General features: G+C 74.7%; 10 protein-coding genes. 9 read left to right on the forward strand and 1 reads right to left on the reverse strand.

The window, feature by feature from the left end; translation table 11 throughout:
* Window positions 1–70 precede the first annotated feature (70 nt).
* The 5 genes from rimO (at window position 71) to ACFWPT_RS08555 (ending at window position 3,800) form a co-directional block, all read left to right on the forward strand.
* Window positions 71–1,564 (forward strand): 30S ribosomal protein S12 methylthiotransferase RimO, encoded by a 1,494-nt coding sequence (rimO, locus tag ACFWPT_RS08535; protein ID WP_063349316.1) that lies wholly within the window; start codon window positions 71–73, stop codon window positions 1,562–1,564.
* Window positions 1,561–2,199, forward strand: coding sequence for a CDP-diacylglycerol--glycerol-3-phosphate 3-phosphatidyltransferase (pgsA, locus tag ACFWPT_RS08540; RefSeq protein ID WP_363374405.1), 639 nt, complete (start codon window positions 1,561–1,563; stop codon window positions 2,197–2,199). Before rimO ends, pgsA begins: the two co-directional genes overlap by 4 nt.
* A 32-nt stretch (window positions 2,200–2,231) precedes the next feature.
* Window positions 2,232–2,708, forward strand: coding sequence for a CinA family protein (locus ACFWPT_RS08545; protein WP_380377605.1), 477 nt, complete (start codon window positions 2,232–2,234; stop codon window positions 2,706–2,708).
* A gap of 380 nt (window positions 2,709–3,088) precedes the next feature.
* The gene (locus ACFWPT_RS08550) at window positions 3,089–3,457 is read left to right on the forward strand and encodes a helix-turn-helix domain-containing protein (RefSeq protein ID WP_049660741.1); all 369 of its coding nucleotides are present in this window, start codon (window positions 3,089–3,091) and stop codon (window positions 3,455–3,457) included.
* Between the two features lie 55 nt (window positions 3,458–3,512).
* Window positions 3,513–3,800 carry a hypothetical protein gene (locus ACFWPT_RS08555; RefSeq protein ID WP_380377579.1) on the forward strand — a complete coding sequence of 96 codons (288 nt, stop codon included), beginning with the start codon at window positions 3,513–3,515 and terminating at the stop codon, window positions 3,798–3,800.
* A gap of 77 nt (window positions 3,801–3,877) precedes the next feature.
* Here ACFWPT_RS08555 and ACFWPT_RS08560 read toward each other — a convergent pair whose 3' ends face one another.
* On the reverse strand, window positions 3,878–8,611 hold the full coding sequence (locus tag ACFWPT_RS08560; protein WP_380480610.1) for an ATP-dependent helicase: 4,734 nt from the start codon (window positions 8,609–8,611) through the stop codon (window positions 3,878–3,880).
* Between the two features lie 172 nt (window positions 8,612–8,783).
* Between ACFWPT_RS08560 and ACFWPT_RS08565 the strand changes: the two genes are divergently transcribed.
* The 4 genes from ACFWPT_RS08565 (at window position 8,784) to ACFWPT_RS08580 (ending at window position 12,561) form a co-directional block, all read left to right on the forward strand.
* Window positions 8,784–10,385 (forward strand): S8 family serine peptidase, encoded by a 1,602-nt coding sequence (locus ACFWPT_RS08565; protein ID WP_380480612.1) that lies wholly within the window; start codon window positions 8,784–8,786, stop codon window positions 10,383–10,385.
* Between the two features lie 53 nt (window positions 10,386–10,438).
* On the forward strand, window positions 10,439–11,029 hold the full coding sequence (locus ACFWPT_RS08570; RefSeq protein ID WP_380480614.1) for a GNAT family N-acetyltransferase: 591 nt from the start codon (window positions 10,439–10,441) through the stop codon (window positions 11,027–11,029).
* The gene (locus tag ACFWPT_RS08575; RefSeq protein ID WP_063349322.1) at window positions 11,026–11,220 is read left to right on the forward strand and encodes a DUF3046 domain-containing protein; all 195 of its coding nucleotides are present in this window, start codon (window positions 11,026–11,028) and stop codon (window positions 11,218–11,220) included. Before ACFWPT_RS08570 ends, ACFWPT_RS08575 begins: the two co-directional genes overlap by 4 nt.
* Window positions 11,221–11,304: 84 nt before the next feature.
* Window positions 11,305–12,561 carry an AI-2E family transporter gene (locus tag ACFWPT_RS08580; RefSeq protein WP_380336445.1) on the forward strand — a complete coding sequence of 419 codons (1,257 nt, stop codon included), beginning with the start codon at window positions 11,305–11,307 and terminating at the stop codon, window positions 12,559–12,561.
* Window positions 12,562–12,717 lie beyond the last annotated feature (156 nt).

Raw genomic sequence — 12,717 nt, forward strand, 5'->3', positions numbered from 1 at the left:
GATCTGGTAATCCGAGGCGCGCGGCCTCCGGGGCGAACGGCACCGGAGGCCGCGCGTTAATCTTGGCCCTATGCCTGAACGCCGTACTGTCGCCCTTGTCACGCTCGGATGCGCCCGCAACGAGGTGGACTCCGAGGAACTCGCCGGGCGACTGGAAGCCGACGGCTGGTTGCTCGTCGACGACGCCGCCGAAGCGGACGTCGCCGTCGTCAACACCTGCGGCTTCGTCGAGGCCGCCAAGAAGGACTCCGTGGACGCCCTGCTGGAGGCCAACGACCTCAAGGGGCACGGCCGCACCCAGGCCGTCGTCGCGGTCGGCTGCATGGCCGAGCGCTACGGCAAGGAGCTCGCCGACGCCCTGCCCGAGGCCGACGGCGTGCTCGGCTTCGACGACTACTCCGACATCTCCGACCGCCTCCAGACCATCCTCTCCGGCGGCCACCACGCCCCGCACCTCCCGCGCGACCGCCGCAAGCTTCTGCCGATCAGCCCGGCCGAGCGGCAGTCCGCCGCCGAGGCCGTCGCGCTGCCCGGCCACGGCGCCGCCGAGACCCCGGCCGAGCCGATCACCGACCTGCCCGAGGGCCTCGCCCCGGCCTCCGGCCCGCGCACCCTGCGCAAGCGGCTCGACGACAACCCGGTCGCCTCGGTCAAGCTCGCCTCCGGCTGCGACCGGCGGTGCTCCTTCTGCGCCATCCCGGCGTTCCGCGGCTCCTTCATCTCCCGCCGCCCCTCCGACGTGCTGCACGAGGCCCAGTGGCTGGCCGAGCAGGGCGTGCGCGAGGTCGTCCTGGTGAGCGAGAACAACACCTCGTACGGCAAGGACCTCGGCGACATCCGGCTGCTGGAGACGCTGCTCGGCGAGATCTCCGCGATCGAGGGCGTCGAGCGGGTCCGGGTCTCCTACCTGCAGCCCGCCGAGATGCGCCCCGGGCTGATCGACGCGATGACCGGGACCACGGACGTGGTGCCCTACTTCGACCTGTCCTTCCAGCACTCGGCGCCCGCCGTGCTGCGCCGGATGCGCCGCTTCGGCTCCACCGACCAGTTCCTGGACCTGCTGAAGACCATCCGCGACCGGGCCCCGCAGGCCGGCGCCCGGTCCAACTTCATCGTCGGCTTCCCCGGCGAGACCGAGGCGGACTTCGCCGAGCTGGAGCGCTTCGTCACGCACGCCGGGCTGGACGCGATCGGCGTCTTCGGCTACTCCGACGAGGACGGCACCGAGGCCGCGACCTACGACGGCAAGCTGTCCGAGGACGTGATCGCCGACCGGCTGAACCGGCTCAGCCGGCTGGCCGAGGAGATGACCGCCCAGCGGGCCGAGCAGCGCGTCGGCACCGAGGTCGAGGTCCTGATCGAGTCCATCGAGGACGGCGTGGTCGAGGGCCGGGCCGCCCACCAGGCCCCCGAGACCGACGGTCTGACCACCCTCACCGGCGTCGAGGACCCGCAGATCGGCCAGTTCCACCGGGCCAAGGTGGTCGCCAGCGAAGGCGTCGACCTGATCGCCGAGGCGCTGGAGCCGGTCCGGGTCCGTCAGGCCCCGGGAGCCGGGGAATGACCAAGGGGCCCGGCGCCCCGGCCGCGGCCCATCCGGGCAGACCGCCGGCCGCGGTGCCGCCGGCGCCGGCTGTCTGGAACATCGCCAACATGCTCACGATGCTCCGGCTGCTGCTGGTGCCGGTCTTCGTGTCGCTGCTGTTCGCCGACGGCGGGCACGACCCCAAGTGGCGCTCGGTCGCCTGGGCGTCGTTCGCCATCGCGATGATCACCGACCTGTTCGACGGCGAGCTGGCCCGGCGCAAGGGCCTGGTCACCGACTTCGGGAAGATCGCCGACCCGATCGCCGACAAGGCGATCATGGGCTCGGCGCTGATCGGCCTCTCGCTGCTCGGAGACCTGCCCTGGTGGGTCACCGCGGTGATCCTGGCCCGCGAACTCGGCATCACCCTGATGCGCTTCTGGGTGATCCGCTACGGCGTCATCCCGGCCAGCCGCGGCGGCAAGATCAAGACGCTGACCCAGGGCATCGCGGTCGGCATGTACGTCCTGGAGCTGACCGGCTGGCTGGCCACCGCCCGGGCCGTGCTGATGGCCCTGGCGGTACTGCTGACCATCGGCACCGCGCTGGACTACGTCGGACAGGCGCTGCGCATGCGCCGCGAGGGACTGGCCGCGGAGCGCGCGGGCCGGTGAGCGACGGGGGAGACCGGGTGACGGAGCACGAGCTGGCGGTACGGGCGCACGAGGCGCTGCGCGCCAGGGGCGGCACGCTGGCCGTCGCCGAGTCGCTGACCGGAGGGCTGCTCGCGGCCGCCCTGGTCGACGTCCCCGGGGCGTCCGCGACCTTCCGGGGCTCGGTCACCGCGTACGCCACCGAGCTGAAGGCCTCGGTGCTCGGTGTGGACGAGGGGCTCCTGGCGGTGTACGGGCCGGTCCACCCGGTGGTGGCGGGGCAGATGGCCGAGGGCGTGCGCCGGCTGCTGGGGGCCACGTACGGGATCGCGACGACCGGGGTGGCCGGGCCGGACCCGCAGGACGGGCAGCCGGTGGGCACCGTACACCTGGCGGTCGCCGGTCCGGAGGGAACTCTGGTCAGTTCGCCCCGGCTGTCGGGCGGGCGTGCCAGAATCCGTCACGGGGCGGTGACCGCCGCTCTGGAGCTGTTCGTCGGGCGGCTCCGGGCCGGTACGCCCACGACCTGAACCCCGCGGGGCCCGCACCCGGGCGTCCCGCAGCCCGTTGGAGGCGCCGCGGAGGCGTGGTGGAGCCCCGATCGCGGCGATCTCCACCGAACCGAGATCCGCCGATCCGGTCCGCGGGCACGGCACAGCTGGAGGATCGTGTTACATCCAAGGGCCTGGTTGGGCAGAAACCAGGTGGCGAACGAGTTGCGTGACGGTGGCCGGGCGGTCCGCGAGGGTTACCACGAGGGGCCCGCGGACCCGGAAACGACACCGGAACGAGGAGGGGGACAGCCTTGCAGCCCAGAGTGAACACGACCAGGGTCCCCGCACGCGAAGCGGGCAAGGCGGTACGGTGGGGTCGTGACATCTCGATCCGCAGTCCGAGGAGGGAGGCACCGATGATCCTGCTTCGTCGCCTACTGGGCGATGTACTGCGTCGGCAGCGCCAGCGCCAGGGCCGCACACTCCGCGAGGTGTCGGCGGCAGCCAGGGTTTCGCTCGGTTACCTCTCCGAGGTCGAGCGGGGACAGAAGGAGGCCTCCTCGGAGCTGCTCTCCGCCATCTGCGACGCGCTCGACGTCCGGATGTCCGAGGTCATGCGCGAGGTCAGCGACGAACTGTCGCTCGCTGAACTTGCGGCGATGGCCACCCTCTCCGAAGGTGATCTGCTGAGGCCGGTACTCGAACCGGTTCCGCTGCCCGCCCCCGGCACCGACCGGGCGAACATGTCGCCCAAGGCCGCCGCGATGGACGTGGTCGCCGCCTGAACCCGGCCTCGACTCCCGGGCTCCTGGTGCCCGGGGCGAGCGAAGGAGGGCGGTCGTGCGGAGATCCGCGACGGCGTGCACGGAGGCTCGAATACGGCTGCGGCTACTGATACCGTGGCCGGCCCGCCGGGTCCTGGTGATCCTGACGGCAGGGCTGGTCTGGTGGCTGCCGGCGGTCCGGGGACAGTTGGCCGACGGCGCCGTGCTGGGACTGCTCGCGGCCGGCGGCTGGGGACTCGGCCTGATCCCGGTCCACGCCGACCGGAACGCCACCGGGCCGCAGCGGCGCCCGTCAAAGGAGGCCGTGGCCCGGGTGGCGGCGCAACCGCCGACGGTCGGCTGAACCACTCGAACGGGTGATACGAGCGAACGAAGGCCGCGGGGCACCGGATGCCCCGCGGCCTTCGGCGTCGGCGGACCTCAGGAGGACCGCAGGCGCAGGCCGCGCGGGGTGGCGTGGAAGCCGGCCTCCTCCAACGCGGCGCCCAGCGCCGAGCCGAGGGCCGGCTCGCCGTTCGCCCGCTCGACCGTGACGCTGCCGAGCGCACCCTCGCGGACCGCGGCCGCCAGCGCGCCCACCGCCAGCGCCCGGATGGCGCCGTCCTCCGGCCAGGCCAGCAGCGACTTGCCGCCCCGCTCGACGTACAGCGCCAACTCGCCGTCCACCAGCACCACCAGGGCGCCCGCCTTGCGGCCTGGGCGGTGCGCCCGGGCCTCCTTGGCTCCGGGGGCCGTCGGCGGCTCCGGCCAGGGCAGTGCGGAGCCGTAGGCGTTCGCCGGATCGGCGGCGGCCAGCACCAGCACCTGCGGCGGCTCGGTGGCCGGGGCGGCCGGCCACTCGGCGGCCCGGGCCCGCTCCAGCCGGCCGTTGACCGAGCGCAGCCGGTCGGCCGCGCCCTCCATGGCGAACTGGGCGCCGCCCAGCCCCTCGACGAAGTAGCCCCGGCGGGCCCGGCCGCGCTCCTCCATCGCGGCGAGCACCCGGTACACCCCGGCGAAGCCGCCCGGGACCCGCTCGGCCGCCACCGCGCCCCGGGTGACCAGGCCGTGCCGGTCCAGCAGGCTCTGCGCCTGGGTGGTGGCCCGGACCGTCGGGTCGGTGGTGAAGGCGGGCAGCAGCGACCAGCGCCCGGCCACCGTCGGCGGGCCGCCGCGCAGCGCGCCGCCGACCCGGCCGAAGGCGCGGCCGGCGCCGCCGTAGCGGCCGCGCGGGGTCGCCCGGGGCGCGCGGTGGGCGGTGGCACCGGCCGTCCGGCCGGAACCGAGCAGGGCGCGCAGCGGGGCGAGGGTGTCGTTGGTGACGTACCCGGCCCAGACGAGGTCCCAGAGTGCCTCGACGATCTCCGGCTCCGGGGTCTCCTCCGGCAGCTGCTGGACCAACTGGCGGAAGAACAGGCCGTAGCCGCCGGCCAGCGCCGCCAGCAGCGCGCTGTGCACGGGGGTGAGCGCGGGCGGGACGGGCTCGGGGCGCAGCAGGTGGGCGTGCTCGGCCAGGTGCAGGCTGAGCCAGCCGTCCTTGCCGGGCAGCGCGCCGGCCCCGCACCAGCCGATCTCGCCGGCCGCCGTCAACTCGTCCAGCAGGCCGGGGGAGTAGCCGGTGAGCCGGGCCGGGAGGATCAGCTTCTCCAGGGCGGAGGCGGGCAGGGCGGTGCCCTGGAGCTGTTCGACCACCCGGAGCAGGCCGTCCGGGCCGCTCAGCCGGTGGCCGGCCAGGTGCTGCCACTGCGGGAGGAACGCGGCCAGGGCGCGCGGCGGGACGGGTTCGACCTCCTGGCGCAGGGCGGCCAGCGAGCGGCGGCGCAGCCGGCGCAGGACCTCGGCGTCGCACCACTCGGTGGTGGTGTGGTCGGGAGGGGTGGTGTGGAGCGCCTCCGGCGAAGGGGACCGGCGGGCGACGGGTGGGCGGAACTGGCCCTGGACCAGGCGGCCGGCGGCGGTGAGCCGGTGCAGGGTGCCGGTGACGACGGCGGTGCCGAGGCCGAAGCGGGCGGCCGCCTCGGCGGCGGCGAACGGGCCGTGGGTGCGGGCGTAGCGGGCGAGCAGGTCGCCCAGCGGATCCTTGACCGGCTCGGTGAAGGCCTCGGGGACGCCGACCGGCAGCGGGGTGCCGAGCGCGTCGCGCAGCCGCCCGGCGTCCTCGACGGCGGACCAGCGCCGCTCGCCGGCGATCCGGACCTGGATCACCCGGCGGGCGGCCTCCAACTCCAGGGCCCAGAGCGGTTCGGCGCCGCGGGCCGCCAGCTCGGCCTCGGTGAGCGGGCCGAGCAGGCGCAGCGCGTCGGCGACACCCTCGGCGTCCTTGATCCGGCGCTCGGGCGTGAGGCGCTGGAGCTCGGCCTCCAACTCGGCGAGCACCTGCGGGTCGAGCAGTTCGCTCAGCTCGGCCTGGCCGAGGAGTTCGGACAGCAGCCGGGAGTCGAGCGAGAGGGCGGCGGCGCGGCGCTCGGCGAGCGGGGAGTCCCCCTCGTAGAGGAACTGGGCGACGTAGCCGAACAGGAGGGAGCGGGCGAAGGGCGAGGGCTCGGGGGTGGTGACCTCGACCAGGCGGACGGCGCGGGATTCGAGGTCGCCCATCAGCTCGACCAGGCCCGGCACGTCGAAGACGTCCTGGAGGCACTCGCGGACGGCCTCCAGGACGATCGGGAACGAGCCGTACTCGGAGGCGACTTCGAGCAGTTGGGCGGCGCGTTGGCGCTGCTGCCAGAGCGGGGTGCGGCGGCCGGGGCTGCGGCGCGGGAGCAGCAGGGCACGGCCGGCGCACTCGCGGAAGCGGGAGGCGAACAGGGCGGAGCCGCCGACCTGGTCGGTGACCAGCTGCTCGATCTCGGCGGCGTCGAACAGGGCGGCGTCGGCGCCGACCGGGGCCTCGTCCGAACCGGACTGCTCCGAGGGGCTGTTGAAGTCGAAGTCGGTGGCGAGGAGGTCGGCGTCCGGCAGGCGCAGCACGATGCCGTCGTCGGCGTGCATGACCTGGGGGTCGAGGCCGTGCTTCTCGCGCAGCCGGGCGCCGAGCGCGAGCGCCCAGGGGGCGTGCACCTGGGCGCCGAAGGGGGAGTGGATGACGATCCGCCAGTCGCCGAGCTCGTCCCGGAAGCGCTCGACGACGATGGTGCGGTCGTCCGGGAGGTGGCCGGTGGCCGCGCGCTGCTGGGCGAGGTAGTCGAGCAGGTTGGCGGCGGCCCAGTCGTCCAGGCCGGCCCGGTGCAGCCGGGCGGTGGCGGCCTCGGGCTCCAGGGCGCCCAGCTCGCGGGTGAACGCGCCGAGGGCGCGGCCGAGTTCGAGCGGGCGGCCGAGGGTGTCGCCCTTCCAGAACGGGAGCCGGCCGGGCACGCCGGGGGCGGGGGTGACCAGCACCTTGTCGTGGGTGATCTCCTGGATCCGCCAGGAGGTGGTGCCGAGGGTGAACACGTCGCCGACGCGGGACTCGTAGACCATCTCCTCGTCGAGCTCTCCGACCCGGCCGCCGCCTTTTTTAGGGTCGGCGCCGGCGATGAAGACGCCGAACAGGCCGCGGTCGGGGATGGTGCCGCCGGAGGTGACGGCGAGCCGCTGGGCGCCGGGGCGGCCGGTCACGGTGCCGGCCACCCGGTCCCAGACCACCCGGGGGCGCAACTCGGCGAAGGCGTCCGAGGGGTAGCGGCCGGCCAGCATGTCGAGCACGGCCTCGAAGGCGGACTGCGGGAGGGTGGCGAAGGGCGCGGCGCGGCGGACCACGGTGAGCAGGTCGTCCACCGGCCAGGCGTCCAGCGCCGTCATCGCGACCAGTTGCTGGGCGAGCACGTCCAGCGGGTTGCGCGGGACGCGCAGCGCTTCGATCCGGCCGGCCCGCATCCGCTCGGTGACCACGGCGGACTGCACCAGGTCCCCGCGGTACTTGGGGAAGAAGACGCCGGTGGAGACGGCGCCGACCTGGTGGCCGGCCCGGCCGACCCGTTGCAGGCCGGAGGCGACCGAGGGCGGGGACTCGACCTGGACGACCAGCTCGACGGCGCCCATGTCGATGCCCAGTTCCAGGCTGGAGGTGGCGACCACGGCGGGCAGCCGGCCGGCCTTCAACTCCTCCTCGACCAGCGCCCGCTGCTCCTTGGAGACCGAGCCGTGGTGGGCGCGCGCGATGACCGGCGGGGCGCCCTTGGCGACGCCGGACTCGGCCATCAGCTGGGCGGGGGAGTGCGCCTCGGGCAGCGGCTCACCGGTGGCCCGTTCGAGGGCGATCTCGTTCAGCCGGTTGCACAGGCGCTCGGCGAGGCGGCGGGAGTTGGCGAAGACGATGGTCGAGCGGTGCGCCTGCACCAGGTCGACGATCCGCTCCTCGACGTGCGGCCAGATCGACGCCTGCCGCTGCGGGTCGGCATCGGAGGAGGCGCCGGTGGCCGGGGCCGCGGGCAGGTCGTCCAGGTCGGGGACGGGGACGACCACCGACAGGTCGAACTCCTTGGCGGCGGCGGGCTGGACGACGACGGCGCCGCGCTGCGGGCTGAGGTAGCGGGCCACCTCCTCGACCGGGCGGACGGTCGCGGACAGGCCGATCCGGCGGGCCGGGCGCTCCAGCAGTTCGTCCAGCCGCTCCAGGCTGAGCGCGAGGTGGGCGCCGCGCTTGGTGCCGGCGACGGCGTGGACCTCGTCGAGGATCACCGTGTCGACGCCGCGCAGCGCCTCCCGGGAGGCGGAGGTGAGCAGCAGGAACAGCGACTCGGGGGTGGTGATCAGGATGTCCGGCGGGTGGGTGGCGAAGCGGCGGCGGTCGGCGGCGGGGGTGTCGCCGGAGCGGGTGGCGACCTGGACCTCGGGCTCGGGCAGGCCGAGCCGGACGGCGGCCTGGCGCAGGCCGGTCAGCGGGGCGCGCAGGTTGCGCTCGACGTCCACCGCGAGGGCCTTGAGCGGTGACACGTACAGGACCCGGCAGCGGCGCTTGGGGTCGGCCGGGGGCGGGGTGCTGCTCAGCCGGTCCAGGGCGGAGAGGAAGGCGGCGAGCGTCTTGCCGGAGCCGGTGGGGGCGACCACCAGGACGTCGGTGTCCTGCCGGATGGCGCGCCAGGCCTCGGCCTGGGCGGTGGTGGGGGCGGAGAAGGCGCCGGTGAACCAGGCCCGGGTGGTCGGGGTGAATCCGGCCAGGGGGTCGTCGTTCGGCGGGGTCGGGTGCGGGGGCGCCATGCCCCCATGGTGCCGGGTGGCACCGACAACCGGGGTGGGGGAGCGGAGGCCGCACGGGTGTGGTGAGCATGGGTGTAGTTAAAGGAGCAAAAAGGCAAATCCGCTCATATGGTGATGAATCAGGCCAGTGACCCACCCCCGACCCACCGGACCGACGAGCGGAGACCGTGCGATGGCGCAGGTGAACCCGTCCGGCGGTCCCGCCCGTGCCGCCCGCCGCCGCGTCCGCGGGCCCGCCCGGGCGCTGCTCGCGATGCTGCTCACCGCACTCGTGGTCGGCGGCGCCGTCCCGTACGTCTCCGGATCCGGCCGGCCCTACCTCAGCTACCTGGTGCTCGCCGAGCAGGAGGACGCCGCCGGGGCCGCCCTGGCCGGGGCCGAGAGCCGGGCGGCGGGCGGGCAGGTGGTCCAGGAGTACCCGCAGATCGGGGCCGTCCTGGCGTACGCCACCGGCGGCTTCGCGGGCACGCTGCGGGCCCGGCCCGGGATCGCCGCCGTCGGCACCACCCGGACCGAACCGGTGGTCGCCCCGCCCCGCCTGCTGGACGGCGCCGGGGACTTCGCCGCCGGTACCGACCACGCCGACCGCGCCGGCCGCAGCAGCACCGATCACGCCCGTCGCGACAGCGATCACGCCCGTCACCGCAGCACCGACAGCGCCCGGCGCGACAGCACCGACCGGCAGGACGGCGGCACCGTCACGGTGCCCGATCCGAGCGAGGGCGACCCGTGGAACCTCGCCATGCTCGGCGGCGCCGGCGCCCGGGCCGGCGACACCTCCACCGGGATCCGCGGTCCCGCCGGCGCGCCGACCGCCGACGCACTGCACAAGGTGCTGGTCGCGGTGCTCGACTCCGGCGTCGACGACACCCACCCCGACCTGCGCGCCGCCGTCGACCCGAAGGCCTCCGTCTCCTGCGCCGACGGCCGGCCCGACGCCCGCTCCGGCTCCTGGCGGCCCGACCCCGGGGTCAGCGAGAGCGGCCACGGCACCCACGTCGCCGGGATCGTCGGCGCCACCCGGGACGGCCACGGCATCACCGGGGTCGCGCCGGGCGTGCGGATCGCCGCCGTCCGGCTGCTCGGACCGCTCGGCCAGTACTACGCCGAGAACATCGTCTGCGGCATGCTCTGGGCCGCCGACCACGGCGCCAAGGCGATCAACAACAGCTACTTCGCCGACCCGTGGAAGTACAACTGCCCGGAGGACCAGGACCAGGCCGCGCTGATCGCCGCCGTCGGCCGGGCCTCCGGCTACGCCCAGCGCAAGGGCGCCGTCGTGGTCGCCTCGGCGGGCAACGACGGGCAGGACCTCGGCGCCACCCGGACGGACGAGCGCAGCCCCAACGACCGGGTCTCCGGCCCGGCCCGCTCCCGCTACCTGGGCACCGAGTGCATCCGGCTGCCCGGCGAACTGCCCGGCGTCGTCACCGTCACCGCCGTCAACCGGGACGGCCGCCCGTCCGGCTATTCGAACTACGGCCGCGGCCGGGTCTCGCTGGCCGCCCCCGGCGGCGACCCGGACAGCGGGCCGCAGGGCGCGATCGTCTCCGACTGGCCGGGCGGGCAGTACGCGGCACTGGCCGGCACCTCGATGGCGGCGGCGCACGTCACCGGCGCGGTCGCGGTGGCCGCCGCCCTGCACCCGGACTACGGCTCCGGCCCGCTCGCCGCCCTGCTCGCCGGCACCGCGGCGGCCGCCTGCCCGCCCGGGCCGTACGCCTGCGGGGCCCGGCAGTACTTCGGTGCCGGGCTGCTCGCGCTGCCGCGCTGAGGCGGGCGGAAAACCGGGTGACGCCGCCCGGGCGGGTCGGTGAGGATCGGGGCGTGACCGTCTTCCTCACCACCGAGCGGCTGGTGCTGCGCCGCTTCACCGCAGCGGACGTCGACCACCTGGTCGAACTGGACGGCGACCCGGAGGTGATGCGCCACCTCACCGGCGGGCGGCCGACCGCGCGGGAGCAGGTCGAGGGCGAACTGCTGCCGCTGTACCTCGCGCACTACCGGCGGTACGGCGACCTCGGCTGGTGGGCGGCCGAGGAGCGGGCCGGCGGGGCCTTCCTGGGCTGGTTCGAGTTCCGGCCGACGCGGGAGGGCGACCGTTCCGAGGTCGAGCTGGGGTACCGGCTGCGCCGGGCCGCCTGGGGGCTCGGGTACGCGACGGAGGGGGCGCGGGCGCTGGTCCGCCGCGGCTTCACCGAACTGGGCGTGCGGCGGGTGGTGGCGTACACGATGACGGTCAACGCGGGCTCGCGGCGGGTCATGGAGAAGACCGGGCTGTCGTTCGTCCGCACCTTCCACGAGGACTACCCGGAGGCGATCCCCGGCAGCGAGCACGGCGAGGTCGAGTACGCGCTGACGGCCGGGCAGTGGCGGGCCCCGGACGGCGCCGCGCGGTCCGGGATACTGGAGCCATGAGGCTGACGGAGTTCTGGCGACGGATGCACGCGCACTTCGGGGAGACGTACGCGGAGTCCTTCGCCTCCGACCATGTGATGAGCGAACTCGGCGGGCGGACGGTGCGGCAGGCACTGGAGTCGGGCTGGGAGGCCAAGGACGTCTGGCGGGTGGTCTGCGAGACCCAGGGCGTCTCCGGCGTGCTGCGCTGACCACCGCCCGCCCGCGGGACCGACCCCGCCCCGGCGGGGTGCCCGGTGCTCGGGCGGCTCCGGGGGATGGGTGAGACTGTCGGAGTGACAAGCAGCGCAGAAGCACAGAATTCGGACAGGACGGCGCGGGTCGCCGACGAGGCTCCGGGCCCGCCGCCCGAACCGCGGCTGCCGGAGGGCGAGGCCGGCGGCCTCTGGGGTGGCGGGATGCCGCGCTGGCTGCCCCGGGCGATGGTGCTGGCCCTGGTGCTGGTCGGGCTGTTCCAGCTCGCCGACTGGGCCTTCCACCAGCTGATCGACCTCTTCGTGATGCTGCTGGTGGCCTTCTTCCTCTCGCTGGCGCTGGAGCCGGCCGTCGACCGGATGGCGGCGCGCGGGGTGCGTCGCGGGATCGGCACCTTCCTGGTGTTCGTCGCGGTGGGGATCGCGGTGATCGGGTTCCTCGCGGCGCTCGGCACGCTGCTGGTCGATCAGGTCGCGAAGATCGCCGGGGACCTGCCGCACCTGGTCGACAACCTGATCAACTGGGTGAACCGGACGTTCCATCAGGACCTGTCGCTGGGCGAGCTGCAGAAGAAGCTGCTCAAGGACTCCGGCGCGATCGAGAGCTACGCCCAGCAGGCCGCCGACAACGTCTGGGGCCTCTCCTCCACCGTGATCGGCGGGCTCTTCCAGGCCTTCACGGTCGGGCTGTTCACCTTCTACTTCACCGCCGAGGGCCCGCGGGTCCGCCGGACGGTCTGCTCGATGCTGCCGCCCGCCAAGCAGGGCGAGGTGCTGCGGGCCTGGGAGATCGCCCTCGCCAAGACCGGCGGCTACCTGTACTCCCGGGCGCTGCTCGCGGTGGTCTCCGCGGCCGGGCACTGGGTGATGTTCGCGCTGCTCGACCTGCCGTACGCGGCCGCGCTGGCGGTCTGGGTCGGCGTCATGTCGCAGTTCGTGCCGACCATCGGGACGTACCTGGCCGGCGCGCTGCCGGTGCTGGTGGCGCTCACCGTGCAGCCGGTGGACGCGCTCTGGGTGCTGATCTTCGTGGTGGTCTACCAGCAGGTCGAGAACTACCTGCTGCACCCGAGGATCACCGCGCGGACGGTGGACGTGCACCCGGCGGTCGCGTTCGGCGCGGTGATCGCGGGCGCGGCGCTGCTCGGCGCGGTGGGCGCGCTGATCGCCATCCCGGCGGCGGCCACCTTGCAGGGCTTCGTCGGGACGTACGTGCGGCGGTACGAGGTGGCCACCGACCCGCGGATCGACCGGGGCGAGCAGCGGCGGGCCCGGCGGGAGCTGCGCCGGGAGGCGGCGCGGCGGCTGCGGCGGATGGTCGGCGGCGACGGGAGGTGACCCGGCCGGTGGTGGTGGCACCGTTCGGACGTGCGAAGCTTGAATCGAACATTTGTTCTCTGTACTCTCCGGCGAGGAGTTTTCCACAGGCGGAGCCGGGTCGGGCTCGTTTGTCAGTGGGACGCGCTAGCGTCGAGGACGATGAAGCGCACAGCA

The sequence above is a fragment of the Kitasatospora sp. NPDC058478 genome (assembly GCF_042720345.1).
GTDB lineage: Bacteria > Actinomycetota > Actinomycetes > Streptomycetales > Streptomycetaceae > Kitasatospora.